This window comes from Streptomyces sp. HUAS MS02 (assembly GCF_055702265.1).
In genome coordinates this window covers 7,131,776-7,149,593 of sequence record NZ_CM146747.1, presented here as the reverse complement: position 1 = coordinate 7,149,593, position 17,818 = coordinate 7,131,776, and the positions used below count along the sequence as shown (strand labels likewise).

Sequence of the window (17,818 nt, the reverse complement as noted above, 5' to 3'; positions counted from 1 at the left end):
GGCATGCGCGAAGACCTCCGGGGCGGAGGCGAAGCCGCGCTGCGGCTCGTACGGGGCGGGGAGCTGCGGGACTCTGTCGATGTCACCGCGCCCCGCGCCTGGCTCGACCTGGACGCGGGCACGCGCTGCTGGGTGAGCCGGGACCTGCTGCCGACGCGGGACGAGGTCGAGGGCCGGCGCACTTGGCTCGGCATCCGCGCGCGCCGGGTGGCACCCACCGAGGCACGGCTCGCCCTCGCCCTGTGCCACCACGACGGCCGGGTGCGTGAGGCGGCGTTGCGGCCTGCCACGGCGTATCCGGATCTGGTGCCGCTGCTCGTCGTGCGCGCCGCCGACTGGGCCGGGCCGGTGCGCGAGCGTGCTCGCTCCCTCCTGCGTGCGGCGCTCGACCCGAGCGCGGCCGTCGTCCTGGCCCCGCTGATCCTGCTCGCCGGACGCCGTGACCGGGGCGCCTTCGCCGTCGAATTGCTCGCCGAGGTGCTCCGCCGGACCCCGACGGACCTGCTCGCGCCCCTGTTCACGGCCCCGGATCCCGCCGTCCGCCGCTTCGCCTACCGGCTGGTGGTCGAGGAGCGGCTCCTCTCTCCCGCCCAGCTCGCCCGTACCGCCGCCCGGGACGGCGACGTCGTCGTGCAGGACCTGTGCGCGGACGCCGCGCTGGCCGCCGTGGCGGAGGCGCCGTACGACGACGTGCTCGAACTCCTTCTCGGCGCCCGCAATCCCCGTGCCCGCTCCGCAGGGGTCACCGCGCTGCGGCGGGCCGGGCGGCCGGAGGACGCGGTGGCGTTCCTGGGCGACCGGTCCGCGCTGGTACGGGCCTGCGCCCGGTATGTCGTACGGCGGTGCGGGACCGATCCGGCGCCGCTGTACCGGGCCCGGTGCGCGGCGGCGGACGATCCGGCGCTGCGGCCGGGGCATGTCATCGGGCTCGCCGAGTGCGGGGAACGGGCGGACGCCGGACTGCTGTGGCCGCTTCTCGCCCATCCGGTGCCCGGCGTACGGGCCCGTGCCGTGGCGGCCCTGCGGCTGCTCGACGTGTCCGACCTACGGCGGCTGCGGCCCCTGATCGACGATCCCGAGCCCGGGGTCGTCCGTGAGGCGACCCTCGCGCTGTTGCCGTCGGCGGAACAGCTGCCCGAGGAGTGGCTGACGGGACGGCTGGGGCCCGAGCGGCCGCGGCATGTGCGGGTGGCCGCCTTCCGCTTGTTGGACGCTCGCGGTGGCGTCGCCCGGCTGCGGGCGGCCGTCGCACTGCTGGACGACGCGGACGACAGACTGCGGACCTGGGCCGGGCAGTCCGTGCAGGGGTGGCATCCGTCGGCGAAGGTGCGGCTCGGGGACCCGGAGGTGGGCGCGTTGCTCGATCGCGGCCACCACCTGTTCAGCGACCACGTACTGCGGCTGCGCAAGCGGGAGGCCGGGCTCGGCGCCTGATACCGAGCGGGCCGATCGCGACCTGTTCAGACTGGTTCAGACCGGTTCAGACCGGTTCATGGGTGACCGGATCGGGATCGTCCAGCTCTACAAGCGCGGGACGTTCCATCCGTTCGCGCCGCTCCCCGGTGGCGGGCAGCGGCGGGACAACGCGCTGGAGCTACGGGTCCGGGCCGTGCTCGGGGACGAGTTGCGGATCGAACCCGAGCTGAGCCGGTGGTTCCCGATCGGGGCGCCCCGGGGCTGTGACCCCGACCCCGGGGACGCCGTCACTTGTTGCTCTTGTCGCGCTCCTGCCGACGGGTCTCGAAAGGCCGTTCACGGCGGTAGCGGCGCTCCCACTTCGCCTGCTGGTCACGGCGATCGCGGTACGCGCGATAGGAGGAGGGCTGAGCCGCGCCGCCGCCCGCCGGGGGACCCGGCGAGGACGTCGCCGAGCCTCCCCCCGTGCGGCCGTAGCGGACGTACAGGTAGAGCAGGGCGACAGCGGCCAGCCAGAGGACTTGGTTGGAGAAACCCATGACGACCAGGACCACGGTCGCCGACAGGATCAAGGTGCCCATGACGGGACTCCTCGGGGCGTGGCGTGGGTGATGACTGTGCGGGGAAGAGTAGCCCCGGGGCCGGAAAGTGGTGCCCGTCGTGCACGGGCCCGGTGTTCCGGGGGCCTTCGCTCCGCGGTTCCAGGATGCTCGTGTGACGGGTGCGGGGGCATCCCATTTATCGGGGATCCACGGGGATCCTCGGGGATGCTGCCTCCATGACATTCGATGATTTCGACGGTCAGGAGTGGGCGGCGACCCGAGCATGGGTGGGCAAACAGCTCCCCGAGGGCCGCGCCGTACGGAACTGGACCGATCTGCGCGGAGGTTGGACGTCGCGGATGCGCCGGCTGACCCTCGACGACGGGACGGATCTCGTCCTGCGGTCGTTCGTGAAACCGTTCTTCCGGCTGCACGCGCCGGGGCTGTTGAGCCGCGAGGCCGGGATACTCATCCTGCTCGCCCCGTACGACGACATCCCCACACCCGTCCTGCACGCCGTCGACCCGACGGCCGAACTCACGGACCACCCCTCGCTGTTGATGTCCCTGCTGCCGGGGTCCGTGCGGGTGGCGGAGGACGCGGACCTGGAGGAGCGGCTGGACCTGCTCGCCGGACAGCTCGCCCGGATCCACGCGGTCGTACCCGACGAACGGCCTCGCACCTACCAGGCCTGGACCTCGCCCGACCGGGCCACCACGCCCGGGGGCCCGCTGTGGGAACGGGCCGTGGACGTGATCCGGCGGGAGGCTCCCGCGTACGAGGGGTGTTTCCTGCACCGGGACTTCCATCCGGGGAACGTGCTGTTCACGGGGGCGGGCGCGGGTGCGGGTGGGCGCGGGGATCTGCGGATCGGCGGGGTCGTGGACTGGGTGGAGACCTCGTGGGGGCCCGCGGATCTGGATGTGGCGCACTGCTCGACGACCGTGGCGTTGTTGTACGGCGCCGAGTACGGGTCGGGGTTCCGTGCGCGGTACGAGGCGCGCGGTGGGCGCCGGCTCTCCCAGGACCGGGACCACCTGTACTGGCTGCTGCTGGACGCCCTCGGGTACGCGCCCGACGCGGAGAAGCTGGCGGGGCCCTGGCGGGAGCTGGGCCGGACGGATCTGACGCCGGAGGTGCTGGCGGCGCGGCTGGAGGCGTATGTGGGCGGGGTGCTGGAGCGGTACGCGTAGGGAGGGAGCCGGGAAGAGCCCGGCTCCCACGGTCGTGCGGGGCTTTCGGTGGGCCCGGATTGTCAGTGGGGTCCGGGAGGATGGCCGGCATGGGTGACGTGCGGCGGTACATCGGGGTGGGCGAGCGGCGCGTGCGGTTGGGGCTGCGGCAGCGGTTGGCCGGATCGGCGCGGTCGGCGGGTCCCGAGGAGGTGGCCGCCACGCTCGTCGCACTGCACGGCTCGGATCCCGCGACCGTGTTCCTGGCCGTGGGCGCACGGCTCGCCGACGCCACGCGGACGGTGGCCGAGACCGAGCGGGCGCTCTACACGGACCGCACGCTCGTCCGGATGCACGGCATGCGGCACACCGTCTTCGTGTTCCCCACGGAGCTGACCGCCGTGGTGCACGCCTCGACCGGTCTCACGGTCGCCGCGCGGGAGAGGGCCGCGCTGCTCAAGGACATGGCGGCGGCCGGGGCCCCCGACGCGGCCTGGCTGAGGGACGTCCAGGATTCGGCGCTGACCGCGCTGGCCCGCCGGGGCCAGGCAACGGCGTCCGAACTCGCCGAGGACGAGCCGAGGTTGCGGGAGCGGTTCGTGTACGCGGCGGGCAAGAGCTACGAGGGGACGCACACCGTCTCGACCCGTCTGCTCAAGGTGCTGGGCGTGGAGGGCAGGGTTGTCCGGGGACGGCCGCTCGGCTCCTGGACGTCGAGCCAGTTCCGTTGGGCCGTGGCCCCCGCGCACCCCGAGCTGGACGCGGCCGAGGCACAGGCGGCCCTGCTGGGCCGGTGGTTGGCGGCCTGCGGCCCGGCGACGGAGGCGGACCTCAAGTGGTGGACGGGGTGGCGTGTCACCGAGGTGCGGCGGGCGCTGGCGGCGATCGGGGCGCGGGCCGTGACGCTGGACGAGGGCACGGGGTTCGTGACCGCCGAGGACGAGGAGCCGGTCCCCGACTCCGGCGAGCCGTGGGCCGCGCTGCTCCCGGCGCTCGACCCGACGGCCATGGGGTGGCGCGAACGCGACTGGTACCTCGACCCCGGGATGCGCCCCGCCCTCTTCGACTACAGCGGCAACGTCGGCCCGACGGTGTGGTGGAACGGCCGGGTGGTGGGCGGGTGGGCCCAGCGGGCGGACGGGGAGGTCGTGTGGCGGTTGCTGGACACGGACGGGGTGGGGCGGGAGGCCGAGGAGAGGATCCGCGAGGAGGCCGCGCGGCTTGCGGGGTGGGTGGGTGACACCCGGGTCACGCCTCGGTTCCGGACGCCCTTGGAGAAGGAGCTGGTGGGCGGCGCGTGACGGGGGTGCCGGGCGCCTGATGACTCGGGGGTGCGTGTTTCGTCGGCGGGTACGGGTGGTTCGTGGTTGCTCGCGCAGTTCCCCGTGTCCCTGAGAAGCAGGGGCTGCGCCCCGTGCTTCTCAGCGGCTTTCAGGGGCGCGGGGAACTGCGCGAGACGCCCCACCGGCCCGCGGCCGAAAGACCGACCCAAGCGCCGGGTGCCCTCGGAGAGAGGCGCACCCGGCACCACGGCTCACTTGCCGGGGCACTCCTTCCAGGCCAGGTGATAGATCGTGCTGATGTCCCCGTCCGTCGAGTCCATCGTCATGAAGCTCGTGCTGCCCGCCGGCGACGTCCCCCGGTTGACCCTCAGCTCCGTGTTGATGTTGAAGTTCCGCTCGACACCGCAGGGCGCCCACACCAGTTGGGCCCAGTCGGTCTCGTCCGTGGCCTGCCAGTTGTCGTCGAGCGGGCCGTTGAACGTGTGGGTCCGGGACGCCGTGTCGGGGGACCCCTGGAAGTAGTACGAGGCCTTCTCCACCCCGCTCGCGCCGCGCTGGAGCGAGGCGAAGCCGCGGTAGTCGACGCTGGCGATGGCGTAGGTGAAGCCACCGGGCACGTGGACGATCAGGTTGAGCTGGCAGTTCTTGCGGAACGCGGTGGACGGCGCGCCGCCGCCCACCTGGGCCAGGTAGTCGCTGTAGGTCACCGTGAACGCCGTGTTGTCCGGTGAGACGGCGACTGCGGCCGTGCCCTGGGGACAGCCGGAGCCGTTCACCGTGGCGACCTTGATGATGATCTTGTCCGGGGGCGGGTCCTCGAAGGGGGAATCGGCCTGCGCGGGCAGCGCACTGGCGAAGAGGGCGGCTACGGCGCCGCCCAGGAGGAGACCACGAACCATGGGGGGTTCTCCGATCTAATGACAGTCATGCACATGCCAATAGGCATGCGCGAGTGCCCTGTGATCCTTGAAGCGGCAACCTGTGAAGCAGCTGTGAAGACCGAGGGGCGACCGCATCGTATGGACCCCGGGCGGGCAGGACTAGGGCGATCTCCGGCCAACCCTGGCGGCCGGAGATCGCCCCTTTTTGCTCAGCCTCAGCGGCTGTAACGCATCAGCGCCCGCACCATGTGGCACGTGGTGTCCGACGGCGGGTGCACCCCGATGACCTCCGCCGTGCTCCGGATCGTCTCGTTGCGCGCCTGGTTCGGCATGTAGACACCGGAGTCGAGCAGGGCGATCGCGAGGCGCATGGCCTTCAGGCGCCGATTGTGGGTGATGTACCACTCGCGCGGACGGCCCGGCGGCAGCGTGTGCTTCACCACCGGCTCGTAGGGCAGGTCGAGCAGAACGGGGTGCTGGACGGTGGACTGGGTGGGCAGCGGCTTCGACTTCAGTGCGGCAGCGGGCAAGACATCCTCCTGTCGCGGTCTGGGCGCCGCCGGAAATCCCCCGTCGGCAACCCTCGAACACTGCTTCTATTTTACTACCCCCCACTGACAATCGCCCCTGGCCAGAAGGGATCTGACGGGTCCTGTGACAGGGGTGGAACACGGGTTTTCGAGCCCCGTTGGCTACGGTGGTCGGCATGGAGATCTGGATCAATCCGGCCTGTTCCAAGTGCCGTGGCGCGATCAGCCTGCTCGACGCCGAGGGTGCCGACTACACCGTCCGCCGCTATCTGGAGGACGTCCCGAGCGAGGACGAGATCCGTGCCGTGCTCGACCGGCTCGGGCTCGAACCGTGGGACATCACCCGCACCCAGGAGGCCGCCGCCAAGGAGCTCGGCCTCAAGGAGTGGGCCCGGGACGCCGAGACGCGCGACCGGTGGGTCAAGGCGCTCGCCGAGCACCCCAAGCTCATCCAGCGGCCGATCATCACCGCCGACGACGGCACCGCGGTGGTGGCCCGCACGGACGAGGCGGTGCGCGACGCCCTGTCCAGGTAGCGGGCGGTTCCGGCAGTAAGGGCCTCAACCGCGGTGTGACGTGCGTTACTTGAGAGTTCGCTGTGACCGTTGAGTAGCTTCGTTCGGGATCTCGTACATAGCGGCGTACTCGTCCGATCCGGTGACCCGACAAGGGTCCACCGGGAACAGGAGGCGCGCATGTCGCGTAGGAGAACGCTCAGCACGAGGAAGAAGGTCGCGCTGTTCGTGACCGCGGCGGCGGTGGCGGGAGGCGGGGCCTTCGCCATGGCGGCCACGTCGAACGCGGCGCAGTCCGCGGCGGATTCCAGTGTCTGCCAGGGGCTGGCCACCGCCCTCGGCAACAACGAGCGGTTCATCGCGGACCAGAAGGCGAACCCCGACGCCCAGTCGGCGGCCCGGATCGCCAACCGCGAGGCGGTCATCGCCCAGATCAAGGTCCAGCAGGGCGCGTCGGACTGCGTCGTCGGGGAGTCGGCTCAGGGCTCCCAGGCCGCGCAGCCCGCACAGCCGTCCGCGCCGGCCACGGAGACCGGGGGGTCGGCTCAGGACCCCCAGGGCGACGAGGCCGCGGGCAACGCCGGCGGTGCGGGCGGCGCGGACGCCGGGGACACGGGGAACGCCGGGGCCGGCGAGCAGGTCTGCAACGGCTCCACCGTCACCCTCTCCGGCGAGGGCGGCGCCCCGGCCGCGTCCAGCAACGAGTTTCCGGCGGGGACGAAGCTGCGGGTGACCAACCTGGACAACAACAAGTCCACCACCGTGGAGGTCACCTCGGTCTCCGGCAGTTGTGTCCTGTTGAACAACGCCGCCTTCGAACAGGTGCGGGAACCCGGCAAGTTCCTGATCCGCCGCGCGCTGATCGAGAAGGTGGGGTGACCCGGGACCGGACCGGCGGGGCGGACCCGCTCGTTACGGTGAGGTGAAGGGCAGGCGATCGCCGTCCGGGGAGGCCGGGCACCGCGCACAGCGGTGCCCGGCCTCCCGCGCGCATTCGAAAGCGCGTCCACCGGGACCTGCCGGGTCCGGGCCGGCCGGGCACACCGCGGCGTGAATCGTGCCACAGAGTCACCAGGTAACACGGGGTTCACATTCGAGCAATGATCGGGAAATCGCAGGTTGACAGGCTGCCCGGCATCAGCGCGGCGTTTCAGTGCCGCAGCGCCGCAGCACCCGCACATGCGCCTAGTGACCCACCCCGAAGGATGTGTCCCGTGACCTTCAAGGCTGAGTACATCTGGATCGACGGCACCGAGCCGACGGCCAAGCTCCGCTCCAAGACCAAGATCATCGCGGGTGAGCCCGCCGGTCTGGACGCGCTGCCGATCTGGGGCTTCGACGGGTCCTCCACCAACCAGGCCGAGGGGCACTCCTCGGACCGTGTGCTCCAGCCGGTCTTCACCTGCCCGGACCCGATCCGCGGCGGCGACGACGTCCTCGTGCTCTGCGAGGTCCTCAACATCGACATGACGCCGCACGAGTCCAACACCCGTGCCGCGCTGCGTGAGGTCGCCGAGAAGTTCACCGCGCAGGAGCCGATCTTCGGCATCGAGCAGGAGTACACGTTCTTCCAGGACGGCACCCCGCTCGGCTTCCCCAAGGGCGGCTTCCCGGCCCCCCAGGGCGGCTACTACTGCGGTGTCGGCGCCGACGAGATCTTCGGCCGTGACATCGTCGAGGCCCACCTGGAGAACTGCCTGGCCGCCGGTCTCGGCATCTCCGGCATCAACGCCGAGGTCATGCCCGGCCAGTGGGAGTTCCAGGTCGGTCCGCTGGCGCCGCTGGACGTCGCCGACCAGCTGTGGGTGGCCCGTTGGCTGCTCTACCGCACCGCCGAGGACTTCGACGTCGCGGCCACCCTCGACCCCAAGCCGGCCAAGGGTGACTGGAACGGCGCCGGTGCGCACACCAACTTCTCCACGAAGGCGATGCGCGAGGGCTACGACGCGATCATCACCGCGTGCGAGTCGCTGGGCGAGGGCTCGAAGCCGCTCGACCACGTCAAGAACTACGGCGCCGGCATCGACGACCGTCTGACCGGTCTGCACGAGACCGCCCCGTGGAACGAGTACTCCTACGGCGTCTCCAACCGTGGTGCCTCGGTCCGTATCCCGTGGCAGGTCGAGAAGGACGGCAAGGGCTACATCGAGGACCGCCGTCCGAACGCCAACGTCGACCCGTACGTCGTGACGCGCCTGATCGTCGACACCTGCTGCACCGCGCTCGACAAGGCCGGCCAGGTCTGATCCACCCCGCTGCTCCCGGAGGGCGCCCGCCGTCACGGTGGGCGCCCTCCGGCGTTGTCGGTGGAGCGTGCGATCGTGGGGGCATGAAGATCGACGGGGGCGACCCGGCTCGTACGCGCGAGCCCATCGACAAGGACCGGCCGGCCGCCGAGGACATGGACCGGCTGGCCGTCAGGGTGGAGACGGACCGGCTGGCCGTCAAGGTGGAGACGGAGAACTGGGAGAAGTACTCCCGGATCACGGCGGAGCGGCTGCGTGAGCTGGTGCGCCGGATCGGCGACCAGGGCGACCGTTTCCTGGTCGTGCAGCGGATACCGGACGTGCCGGACGTCTTCGTCCAGGTCTGGCACCAGCGGGCCGACGACGGGACCACCGGCGAGTACCAGCTGGAGCACCGCGAGGGTCGCGACCGCTTCTTCGGGACCGTCCTCACCGACCCGGAGCGGGTCGCGGACGCCATGACCGGCTGGGCCCGGCGGGCGGAGGGCTGGGACAGCGGCATCGAGTGGACCGCCGTCGAGCACGACGCCCCCGAGGAGGTGCCGGAGCTCGACGACGAGGTGCGGGAGCAGGTCGAGGAGCGGGTACGGGAGTTGCTGCGCTGCGGCTACGACAACCGGGCACAGCTCACCGAGGCCGCCGAGGAGTATCTGGTCGACGGTGACAGCAGGCCCGTGTCACGCGCGCAGGCCCGGCAGCTCGTCGACCGGCTCTGGGTGGAGCGGCTCGCCGAGCAGGACACCTGGGACGGCGTCACCGACCCCGAGCGGCTCACCCTCGCCTTCGAGGCGCTCCAGGGGACGCACGGCATCATCGCCCGGGAGAACTTCACGTGCTGCCGCGCCTGCGGTACGACCGAGATAGGCGCCGAAGGCCCGCCGGAGGCGCGCGGGTTCGTGTTCTTCCACTCCCAGTGCACCGAGGGCGCCGCCGCCGGACACGGACTGATGCTGCTCTACGGCGGGTTCGACGGCTCCGCCGAGACCACGGCGGCGGTCGGGCGGAAGGTCGTCGCGGCCCTCGCGGCGCAGGGGCTGTCCGTACAGTGGGACGGCGATCCCGGCACGGCCATCACCGTCAGCCCCCTGGACTGGCGCAAACGCCTGGTCGGCTGAGGTCACGCCACACTCCCGACATGTTCAAGAAGCGTCCAAGCCGTGAGAGGAGGCTCCTGCGACGGGCGTGTGTCTGCTTCAATGGGGGCGTGGCCAGCTTCCAGAACCGACGTGCGACGGGTCGCCATGACCTAGAGCCCTTCTGGCCTTCCCGTCAGCACCACGACTTCGACCGGGTGTGTTGCCGCGCGATGAACGCGCCGGCCCTCTAAAGCCGTACACCCCGGCCTTCGGTCGGCGCGGAACGACGTACGTCCCTCGGCGGGTCCCCGACCACGAACTCGGTCGCCGAGGTCTCCCGGACGAACTTCTCGCGCGAAAGAGCTGACCTCTCATGGCGAACACCCGTTCTCTGTCGACCGCCACCCCGCTGACCGCCGCGTCGGGCTCCGCCCCCGTGGCCGTCCCCTCCCCCGGGCCCGCGCCACGCCACCGGTTGCGTGCCGTGGGCCGGGACGAGGTCGTGGACATCACCGACTTCCTGCCCCCGGGCGCCACCTGGCTGCCCGCGCCCCAGCACACCCTGCCCACGCTGCCGGGCCGGCCGCCGATGGTCGGCTACCTGGTGCTGGTGCCGGCCGACCGGCAGCCGCCGGTACTGCCGTTCGCCGTCGCGGACGACACCCCCTCCGCCTCCCCCTCCGCCTCCGCTTCCGCTTCCGTCGAGGTCGGGGACGAGCTGATCCACGTCGACACCGCACAGCGCACCGCTCGGGTCGACGGGCGGCCGTTGGACCTCACCTACCTGGAGTTCGAACTCCTCGCCCATCTGGTCGCGCACCCCAACCGGGTGCACACCCGGGACCAGTTGGTCACCACGGTGTGGGGCTACGGGCATGTGGGCGACGGGCGGACCGTCGACGTCCACATCGCCCGGCTGCGCCGCAAGCTCGGCGCGGAGTTCCGTCAGGCGATCCAGACGGTCCGGCGGGTCGGATACAAGTACACGCCACCGCTGGGCCGTTGACGGCGGATCCACGCCTCGGGGCCCCGGTGGGTCTCCTGCGCGCGGATCTTCTGAGAGCGGATCTTCTGAGAGCAGATTTACGTGCCGTGGTGGCCACCCTGCGGGCAGAGTCGGCGGTATGAGACTTCTGATGCTGGGTGGTACGGAGTTCGTGGGCCGCGCCGTCGTGGAGTCGGCGCTGGCCCGCGGCTGGGAGGTGACCGTCTTCCACCGGGGACGGCACGCACCTCCGGCCGGGGTGCGGTCGTTGCTGGGCGACCGCACCGCGCCGGACGGGCTCGCGGCGCTCGTCGAGGCCTCCACCGCCGGTTCCGGTTCCGGCGGGGGCGGGTGGGATGTCGTCGTCGACACATGGCCGGCGGCGCCGCGAGCCGTCCGGGACACCGCGCGGCTGCTGGCCGGTGTGGCCGAGCGGTATGTGTACGTGTCGAGTTGCTCGGTGTACGCCTGGCCCCCGGCCGCCGGCTACGACGAGGGGGCGCCCGTGGTGGAGGGCGCGTCGGCCGACGCCGGGCAGACGGACTACGCCCGCGACAAGCGGGGCGGCGAGCTCGCCGCGGTCGAGGCGTTCGGCGCCGACCGCTCGCTCCTGGTGCGCTGCGGGCTGATCCTGGGGCCGTACGAGAACATCGGCCGGTTGCCCTGGTGGCTCAACCGGGTCGCCCGGGGCGGCCCGGTCCTGGCGCCCGGTCCCCGGGACCTCCCCCTGCAGTACGTCGACGTCCGCGACCTCGCCGACTGGATGCTCGGCGCGGCGGAGCAGGGGCTGAGCGGCCCCTACAACCTGGCCGGTCCCCCGGGGGAGGCCAGCATGGGCGCCCTGCTCGACGCCTGCGTACGGGCGACCGGTGGAACTGCCGAACTCCGTTGGACAGCACCGGAGTTGATTCTCGACGCCGGGATAGCGCCGTGGACGGGGCTGCCGGTGTGGGTGCCCGAGGGGAGCGACCTGCACGACGCGCTGCACCGGGCGGACGTGTCACGGGCCGTGCGGGACGGGCTGCGCTGCCGGGACGTGACGGAGACCGTGCGGGACACCTGGGAGTGGCTGACGGGGCTCGGTGGCGTCGCACCGCACCGGCCCGACCGGCCTCCGGTGGGTCTGGACCCCGCCGTGGAGGCGAAGGTGCTGGGGCTCTAGGAGCGGGTGCGGTTCGGCGGCGGAACGGGCAATCGGCTCGCGGGCGGCGGTTCTCGCGCATCTTGGCCAGGGCCGCCGAAACGAGCCCTTCACGGACCCCGCCCGGGGCCTCCACCGGGCACCCGGCGTAGACGGGCGGCAACTCCCGGTGTTCCGTGGGGTGTTGAAACCAGTTTGTCCCACGAATCTCGCAGCAATTTCTGAGTCGCCTGAACACTCCTGGGACGCACCGCGTATCTGATGGAGCCGCTTCACTCCTGTCGGGCGCCTCGATGCCCCGCAAGGAAGTCAGAGGAGTTCCATGGGACGCAACACACGCAAACGACGTTCGCCGCTGGCCGTTCGGGCCATCGCCGCTTCCGCGGCACTCGCGGTCGCGGGCGGCGGCCTGGTCTGGGCGAACTTCTACGCCTCAGCGGGCGAGTCGAAGTCCAGGCAGAACAGCACGCTGGCCTCCGCGCAGGTGGCCACGATCGACTGCCCGGACGTCGGTCAGCAACTGACGAACGTGCCCAAGAGGGCGCGCAAGGGCGTCGCCAAGGAGCTGGCGCTGCTGGACCAGCAGATCACCGAGGCCTACAAGCGTCTCGCTGACACGCGCCAGGCCCAGGCGGGAGACGCCGGCTTCGTCAACAACGCCATCATCAACCCGCTCAAGTCCAAGCGAGTGGCCACCCTCGACCGGATCGGCATCAACATCCGGAACGCGGGCGGGCAGGTTCCGCAGGGCATGGACCAGCTCGCCGGCTGCAAGGGCGTCGCCGACCCGAACCAGACCAACGCGGGTGGCGGCCAGGGCCAGGGCCAGGGCGGCAACAACGACGGCCAGGGCCAGAACCAGGGCGACGGTCAGAACCAGGGCGGCAACGGCCAGAACCAGGGTGACGGTCAGAACCAGGGCGGCGACGGCCAGAACCAGGGTGGCAACGGCCAGGGCGGCAACGGTCCGGTCGCGGGCGACTTCATCGACATCAACCAGGTCCAGCCGAACGGCGGCCCGAAGGGCGTGGGCGGCAACGGCCTCGCGGCCAACGGCGACGGCGGTTCGACGGGTAGCTTCACCACGAGCTGCGGCACCAACGAGAACGAGCTCCGCAACTCGGACAACGTGATCGTGGCCCCCGGTGTCAGCAACGGTGCCCAGCACCAGCACGACTACGTCGGCAACCAGAGCAACAACGCCTTCGCGAGCGACCAGGACCTGGCCAACGCGCAGACCACCTGCCAGAACCAGGGCGACAAGTCCTCGTACTTCTGGCCGGTCATCCGTCTGCAGGACGGCACGAACGACGTCGACGCCAACGCGCCCGGCGGTGGCCAGGACGGCAACGTCGGCAAGATCGTCGAGCCGAGCCAGGCCGAGCTGAAGTTCGTCGGCAACAAGCGGGGCAACGTCGTCGCGATGCCGACCGCGCTGCGCATCATCACCGGTGACGCGAAGTCCTTCGTGAACGGTCTGAACAACGCCAACACGAACTGGAGCTGCACGGGCTTCGAGGATCGTGTGGTGACGGACAAGTACCCGATCTGCCCGCAGGGCAGCTCCGTGGTCCGGACGTCCTTCTTCCAGAGCTGCTGGGACGGCCAGAACATCGACAGCGCCAACCACCGCACGCACGTCGACTTCGTCGAGCAGGACGGCAGCTGCTCCAACGGCTTCCAGGCCATCCCGCAGCTCCAGGTCCGCCTGGTCTACGACATCCCGGCCCCGTCCATCCAGAACGGGCAGCTGCAGAACGCGTACGCGATCGACTCCTTCCCGGACCAGCTGCACAAGGCCATCACCGACCACAACGACTTCATCAACTTCTTCGACCAGAACACGATGAACCAGATGGTCGACTGCATCAACAGCGGTCAGGACTGCCAGTAGTACCCAGGCGGTAGCGCCCGCGCAGTGACGAGGAAGCCGGCGGTGGGATCTCCCACCGCCGGCTTTCGTCTTCCCTCGTGGTCGGCCGTCGTGCCCGGCACCCCGACCGCCGTGCCCAGCCGCTCCGGCCGTCGTGCTCAGCCGTTGTGGCCGCCGCTGTTGTGGCTGCCGCCGGGGTTCATGTGCTCGGATCCCTCCTGCACCTCCCCGCCGAGCGTGCTCTGCAGCCCGCCCACCGTCTTCTTCTCACCGATGGCGACCCACTTGCGGCCGACGAGGTAGTAGCCGCCGTAGTCCTTGGCGCCGGCGAGCCATTCCGCCTGGCCCCGGTCGGTGGCGAAGGTCGCGAGGACGAACTTGCCGTCGAAGTCGCCGTCCTTGTTCGTGCAGAGCGCCTGCCGGATGGTGTCCGCATCCGTCTGCATGTCCGGCTTGCAGCCCACCTCGCCCGCGATGTGCTCCAGCGTCCCGGTCGCCGTCTTCGGCACCGCGGCCTCGGTGTCGTCGCCCGAGCCGCAGCCGGTCAGCAGCAGCAGAGCGGCGACCGTGCCGGCCGCGCTGCCCGCAAGCCTCTTCCTCGTCAAACTCATCCGTACCTCCGCGTCCATTCCGGCGACGTGAACTCGCCAGCTCCGTGCGCACCGTTGTTCACGGACGGTCGCCCCGTTAGCGTGCCGCCACTGTCGACACAGGGGGCACACAGACATGAACAGTCCGTCGCGACGCACGGTGCTGGGCTCGGCCGGTGTCATCGGCCTCGGAACCCACCTGCAGTGGTCGGCCCCGGCCCACGCCGCAGAGAGCCCCGGCGAGGGCCCCGCCTTCGATACGGCTCCCGCGCGCTCCGCGCTCAATCGGCTGCTGCCCGGCCACGCCGGACAGTTCCGGCTCAGTCTGCTCGACCGCAGCGGCACCGTCGACCGCTTCCGGGTCACGGGCACCACCGGGAGCATCCGGGTCCGGGCCACGACGCCCGCCACGCTGCTCATGGGCGTCCACTGGTACCTCAAGTACGTCTGCGGGGCGCACCTCGCCTGGAACGGCAGCCAGCTCGGCCTTCCCAAGCGCCTCCCGGCGCCCGCCCGCCCCCTGGAGAGATCCACCGCGCTCCCCCACCGCTTCGCGCTCAACGACACCAACGACGGCTACACCGCCCCGTACGCGGACTGGTCGTACTGGGAGCACCAGATCGATCTGCTGGCGGCGCACGGCTGCAACGAGGTGCTGGTCATCGCGGGGATGGAGGCCGTCTACCACCGGCTGCTGAAGGACTTCGGCTACTCCGACGAGGAGTCCCGGGCCTGGCTGCCCGCGCCCTCGCACCAGCCCTGGTGGCTGTTGCAGAACCTCTCCGGCTACGGCGGCCCCCTCTCCCCCGAACTGATCGCCCGCCGGGCGGCCCTCGGCCGGCGGATCACCGACCGGCTGCGCGAACTGGGCATGTCGCCGGTGCTGCCCGGCTACTACGGGCACGTGCCCAAGGAGTTCGTGGCACGCAACGGCGGTGACGCGCACGTCGTCCCGCAGGGCATCTGGCACGGCTTCGAACGCCCCGACTGGCTCGACCCGCGCACGGACGCCTTCGCGCGGGTCGCCGCCTCCTTCTACGGGCACCTGGAGGACGTGTACGGGGAGGCGTCCCACTTCAAGATGGACCTCCTGCACGAGGGCGGCACGGCCGGCGACGTGCCGGTGCCGGACGCCGCGCAGGGCGTGGAGAAGGCCCTCCAGAAGGCCCACCCCGGCGCCACCTGGGTGATCCTCGGCTGGCAGGAGAACCCGCTGCCCGAACTGCTGGACGCCATCGACCGGTCGAAGATGCTGATCGTGGACGGCGTCTCCGACCGCTACACCAGCGTCACGAACCGCGAACGCGACTGGGGCGGCACCCCGTACTGCTTCGGCACGATCCCCAACTTCGGCGGCCGTACGACCATCGGGGCCCGCGCCCACCTGTGGAACGACAAGTTCTTCGCCTGGCGGGACAAGGCGGGCAGCGCGCTCGTGGGTACGGCGTTCATGCCGGAGGCCACCGACCGAGACCCCGCGGCCTTCGAACTCTTCTCCGAACTGGCCTGGACGCCGAAGAAGATCGACCGGGCGGCCTGGTTCTCCCGTTACGCCGACTTCCGCTACGGCGGCCGCGACGCGAGCGCCCGCAGGGCGTGGCGGGCGTTGCACGACACCGCCTACCAGCAGCGGGCCGTGGAGCGCAGCGACCCGCACGATTCCCTGTTCTGCGCCCGCCCCGACCTGGCCGCGGACCGGGCCGCCGAGTACGCGCCGAGGACCCTGACGTACGACCCGGGCCACTTCGACGCGGCCCTCGCCGGGCTGCTGGGCGTGGCGGACGGGCTGCGCCGCAACCCGGCGTACCGGTACGACGTGGTGGACGTGGCCCGGCAGGCGCTCGCGCACCGCGGCCGCCAGTACCTGCCGCAGCTGCGGGCGGCCTACCGGCGGGGCGACCTCGCGACCTTCCGCGCGCTGTCCACGCTCTGGCTGCGGCTGATGCGGCTGTCGGACGAGGTGACGGGGACGAACACGGCGTTCCTGCTGGGTCCGTGGGTGAACGACGCGCGGGCGATGGCCACGAACGACGCCGAGCGGGCGGAGTTCGAGCGGACGGCGAAGGTGCTGATCACGGTGTGGGGCGGGCGGGCCACGTCCGACACGGGGAATCTGCACGAGTACGGCAACCGGGAGTGGAACGGTCTCATGGCCGACTTCTATGTGCCGCGCTGGCAGAAGTGGCTGGACTCGCTGGAGGACGCGCTCGCCACGGGGACCGCTCCGGCGGCCGTGGACTGGTTCGCGTTCGAGGAGCCGTGGACGCGGGAGCGGAAGGACTATCCGGCGCGGCCGGTGGGGGACGCGTACCGGGCGGCGGTGCGGGTGCGGGACGTGCTGGCGCGGGCGCCGTACCAGGGGTCGTTGACCGTCACGGCCGCGCCGCCGGTGCTGCCGCCGGGCGGGAGCGCGCGGCTGTCGGCGGTCCTGCGCAACGTCAACGGGCTGCGGGCGACCGGGCGGGTGGACTTCGCCCTCGGCGGCTTCGCCGGGACGGCCGAGCCGGAGGGTCCGACATCGTTGGCGAGCGTCGCGGCGGCGGGCTCGGGGACGGTGCGCTGGCGTGCGGACGCGCCGGACGTGCCGCTCGACCGGCCGTTGCGGCCGCTGCCCTACACGGTCACGGCGAAGTACGGGCCGCGCGGCGAGAAGCGGGTCGCGGGGCGCTTCGACGGGACGCTCTTCGAGGCCGGGGCGCTGGCCGCCGGGTGGCGGACGTACACCAACAACGGTGCCGTCTTCGGGCAGTTGGGGAGTCGGTTCGGGATCGACGGGGGTGGGGCGGACCTGTGGCGGGGGACGACGGAGTTCGGCACGGTCTACCGGGCGGGGGCCTTGCGCGACGGTACGTCCGTCACGGTCCGGGTCGACTCCCAGGCGGTGACCGGGAACTGGGCGCGGGCGGGGATCGTGGTGCGCAACAGCCTCGGTACGGCGGGGGCGGCGGGGTTTCTGAACCTGGCGGTCACGCCGGCCAACGGGGTGGTGCTGTCGTACGACAGTACGGGGGACGGGACGCTCGACACGTATCGGCGGATCACGGGGGTGAGGGCGCCAGTGTTGTTGCGGTTGCGGCGGACGGGGGTGGGGGCGTACACGGGGGAGTGTTCGGTCGATGACGGGGGGAGCTGGCGGGTGGTGGCGTCGGTGGGGGTGCCGGGGGCGGTGGCTGGGGGGCAGGATGTGGGGATCTTCATGAGTGCGACGAATGGGGGGAGCGGGGGTCGGGGGTTGGTCGAGTTCAGTGGGTGGTCGGTCACCTGACCTTTTCCGCCCCCGCCGCCCCTACCCGTCCCATCCTCGCAAGGGGCTGCGCCCCTTTGACCCCCAGGCCTTCCGTCCGGTGGGGGCTGGTCGCGCAGTTCCCCGCGCCCCTGAAAAGCGGGGGCTGCGCCCCACGCTTTTCAGGCCCGCAGGGCCTGAATCCTTTAGGGGCGCGGGGAACTGCGCGAGAAGCCCCACTCACCCGCAGCCGCCGACGAAACACGCCCCCCACCCCCTGGGCGCCCCGGCCCACCCCAGTGGAACGGTGTGGTGACCATCGGACCATTCGCTCGTTCTGTTGAA

15 protein-coding genes and 1 pseudogene are annotated in these 17,818 nt (G+C 71.6%); 12 read left to right on the top strand and 4 right to left on the bottom strand.

All coding sequences use genetic code 11. From position 1 onward, the window contains the following. Nucleotides 1–3 precede the first annotated feature (3 nt). Nucleotides 4–1,434: a HEAT repeat domain-containing protein gene (locus ACZ9QC_RS30725; protein ID WP_472916086.1), complete on the top strand. Its 1,431-nt coding sequence runs from the start codon at nt 4–6 to the stop codon at nt 1,432–1,434. Nucleotides 1,435–1,513: 79 nt separating this feature from the next. After that, nucleotides 1,514–1,683, top strand: a pseudogene (gene pspAB / locus ACZ9QC_RS30720) (PspA-associated protein PspAB); the annotation flags it as partial. A gap of 20 nt (nt 1,684–1,703) precedes the next feature. Here pspAB and ACZ9QC_RS30715 read toward each other — a convergent pair. Continuing rightward, entirely contained in the window at nt 1,704–1,997 is a 294-nt protein-coding gene (locus ACZ9QC_RS30715; protein ID WP_184894986.1) for a hypothetical protein, read from the bottom strand. Nucleotides 1,998–2,194: 197 nt separating this feature from the next. Here ACZ9QC_RS30715 and ACZ9QC_RS30710 point away from each other — a divergent pair, with 197 nt between their 5' ends. Both ACZ9QC_RS30710 and ACZ9QC_RS30705 read left to right on the top strand, forming a co-directional pair. Further along, nucleotides 2,195–3,151 carry a phosphotransferase family protein gene (locus tag ACZ9QC_RS30710; RefSeq protein ID WP_472916085.1) on the top strand — a complete coding sequence of 319 codons (957 nt, stop codon included), beginning with the start codon at nt 2,195–2,197 and terminating at the stop codon, nt 3,149–3,151. An 89-nt stretch (nt 3,152–3,240) separates the two neighbouring features. Next, nucleotides 3,241–4,431, top strand: a complete 1,191-nt coding sequence (locus tag ACZ9QC_RS30705; protein ID WP_472916084.1) for a winged helix DNA-binding domain-containing protein — start codon at nt 3,241–3,243, stop codon at nt 4,429–4,431. 233 nt (nt 4,432–4,664) lie between these two features. Here ACZ9QC_RS30705 and ACZ9QC_RS30700 read toward each other — a convergent pair whose 3' ends face one another. Together ACZ9QC_RS30700 and ACZ9QC_RS30695 are read right to left on the bottom strand one after the other, a co-directional pair. Then, nucleotides 4,665–5,312 carry a DUF4360 domain-containing protein gene (locus tag ACZ9QC_RS30700; protein ID WP_472916083.1) on the bottom strand — a complete coding sequence of 216 codons (648 nt, stop codon included), beginning with the start codon at nt 5,310–5,312 and terminating at the stop codon, nt 4,665–4,667. Between the two features lie 197 nt (nt 5,313–5,509). Continuing rightward, the gene (locus ACZ9QC_RS30695) at nt 5,510–5,824 is read right to left on the bottom strand and encodes a hypothetical protein (protein ID WP_472916082.1); all 315 of its coding nucleotides are present in this window, start codon (nt 5,822–5,824) and stop codon (nt 5,510–5,512) included. Between the two features lie 176 nt (nt 5,825–6,000). On the opposite strand from ACZ9QC_RS30695, the gene ACZ9QC_RS30690 reads away from it, so the two are divergent. From ACZ9QC_RS30690 to ACZ9QC_RS30660, 7 genes are all read left to right on the top strand, one after another. Next, entirely contained in the window at nt 6,001–6,360 is a 360-nt protein-coding gene (locus tag ACZ9QC_RS30690; RefSeq protein WP_472916081.1) for an arsenate reductase family protein, read from the top strand. A gap of 159 nt (nt 6,361–6,519) precedes the next feature. After that, the gene (locus ACZ9QC_RS30685; protein WP_472916080.1) at nt 6,520–7,218 is read left to right on the top strand and encodes an RlpA-like double-psi beta-barrel domain-containing protein; all 699 of its coding nucleotides are present in this window, start codon (nt 6,520–6,522) and stop codon (nt 7,216–7,218) included. A 335-nt stretch (nt 7,219–7,553) separates the two neighbouring features. Further along, nucleotides 7,554–8,585 (top strand): glutamine synthetase, encoded by a 1,032-nt coding sequence (glnII, locus tag ACZ9QC_RS30680; RefSeq protein ID WP_472916079.1) that lies wholly within the window; start codon nt 7,554–7,556, stop codon nt 8,583–8,585. Between the two features lie 155 nt (nt 8,586–8,740). Further along, on the top strand, nt 8,741–9,700 hold the full coding sequence (locus ACZ9QC_RS30675; protein ID WP_472921857.1) for a DUF6891 domain-containing protein: 960 nt from the start codon (nt 8,741–8,743) through the stop codon (nt 9,698–9,700). 334 nt (nt 9,701–10,034) lie between these two features. Beyond that, nucleotides 10,035–10,667 (top strand): winged helix-turn-helix domain-containing protein, encoded by a 633-nt coding sequence (locus tag ACZ9QC_RS30670; RefSeq protein WP_472916078.1) that lies wholly within the window; start codon nt 10,035–10,037, stop codon nt 10,665–10,667. A gap of 118 nt (nt 10,668–10,785) precedes the next feature. Further along, nucleotides 10,786–11,808, top strand: coding sequence for an NAD-dependent epimerase/dehydratase family protein (locus tag ACZ9QC_RS30665; RefSeq protein WP_472916077.1), 1,023 nt, complete (start codon nt 10,786–10,788; stop codon nt 11,806–11,808). Nucleotides 11,809–12,109: 301 nt separating this feature from the next. Then, on the top strand, nt 12,110–13,681 hold the full coding sequence (locus tag ACZ9QC_RS30660; RefSeq protein ID WP_472916076.1) for a DUF1996 domain-containing protein: 1,572 nt from the start codon (nt 12,110–12,112) through the stop codon (nt 13,679–13,681). A 137-nt stretch (nt 13,682–13,818) separates the two neighbouring features. Here the strand turns inward: ACZ9QC_RS30660 and ACZ9QC_RS30655 are convergent, their stop codons facing one another. Continuing rightward, nucleotides 13,819–14,271, bottom strand: a complete 453-nt coding sequence (locus ACZ9QC_RS30655; protein WP_472916075.1) for a hypothetical protein — start codon at nt 14,269–14,271, stop codon at nt 13,819–13,821. 115 nt (nt 14,272–14,386) lie between these two features. Here ACZ9QC_RS30655 and ACZ9QC_RS30650 point away from each other — a divergent pair, with 115 nt between their 5' ends. Further along, nucleotides 14,387–17,515 carry an alpha-N-acetylglucosaminidase gene (locus ACZ9QC_RS30650; RefSeq protein ID WP_472916074.1) on the top strand — a complete coding sequence of 1,043 codons (3,129 nt, stop codon included), beginning with the start codon at nt 14,387–14,389 and terminating at the stop codon, nt 17,513–17,515. The last annotated feature ends 303 nt before the right edge of the window (nt 17,516–17,818 follow it).

Bases quoted from the DNA above. Each gene is read 5' to 3' on its own strand.
- ACZ9QC_RS30725 (WP_472916086.1), top strand. From the start codon at position 4: ATGCGCGAAGACCTCCGGGGCGGAGGCGAAGCCGCGCTGCGGCTCGTA.
- ACZ9QC_RS30715 (WP_184894986.1), bottom strand. From the start codon at position 1,997: ATGGGCACCTTGATCCTGTCGGCGACCGTGGTCCTGGTCGTCATGGGT.
- ACZ9QC_RS30710 (WP_472916085.1), top strand. From the start codon at position 2,195: ATGACATTCGATGATTTCGACGGTCAGGAGTGGGCGGCGACCCGAGCA.
- ACZ9QC_RS30705 (WP_472916084.1), top strand. From the start codon at position 3,241: ATGGGTGACGTGCGGCGGTACATCGGGGTGGGCGAGCGGCGCGTGCGG.
- ACZ9QC_RS30700 (WP_472916083.1), bottom strand. From the start codon at position 5,312: ATGGTTCGTGGTCTCCTCCTGGGCGGCGCCGTAGCCGCCCTCTTCGCC.
- ACZ9QC_RS30690 (WP_472916081.1), top strand. From the start codon at position 6,001: ATGGAGATCTGGATCAATCCGGCCTGTTCCAAGTGCCGTGGCGCGATC.
- ACZ9QC_RS30685 (WP_472916080.1), top strand. From the start codon at position 6,520: ATGTCGCGTAGGAGAACGCTCAGCACGAGGAAGAAGGTCGCGCTGTTC.
- ACZ9QC_RS30675 (WP_472921857.1), top strand. From the start codon at position 8,741: ATGGACCGGCTGGCCGTCAGGGTGGAGACGGACCGGCTGGCCGTCAAG.
- ACZ9QC_RS30670 (WP_472916078.1), top strand. From the start codon at position 10,035: ATGGCGAACACCCGTTCTCTGTCGACCGCCACCCCGCTGACCGCCGCG.
- ACZ9QC_RS30665 (WP_472916077.1), top strand. From the start codon at position 10,786: ATGAGACTTCTGATGCTGGGTGGTACGGAGTTCGTGGGCCGCGCCGTC.
- ACZ9QC_RS30660 (WP_472916076.1), top strand. From the start codon at position 12,110: ATGGGACGCAACACACGCAAACGACGTTCGCCGCTGGCCGTTCGGGCC.
- ACZ9QC_RS30655 (WP_472916075.1), bottom strand. From the start codon at position 14,271: ATGAGTTTGACGAGGAAGAGGCTTGCGGGCAGCGCGGCCGGCACGGTC.
- ACZ9QC_RS30650 (WP_472916074.1), top strand. From the start codon at position 14,387: ATGAACAGTCCGTCGCGACGCACGGTGCTGGGCTCGGCCGGTGTCATC.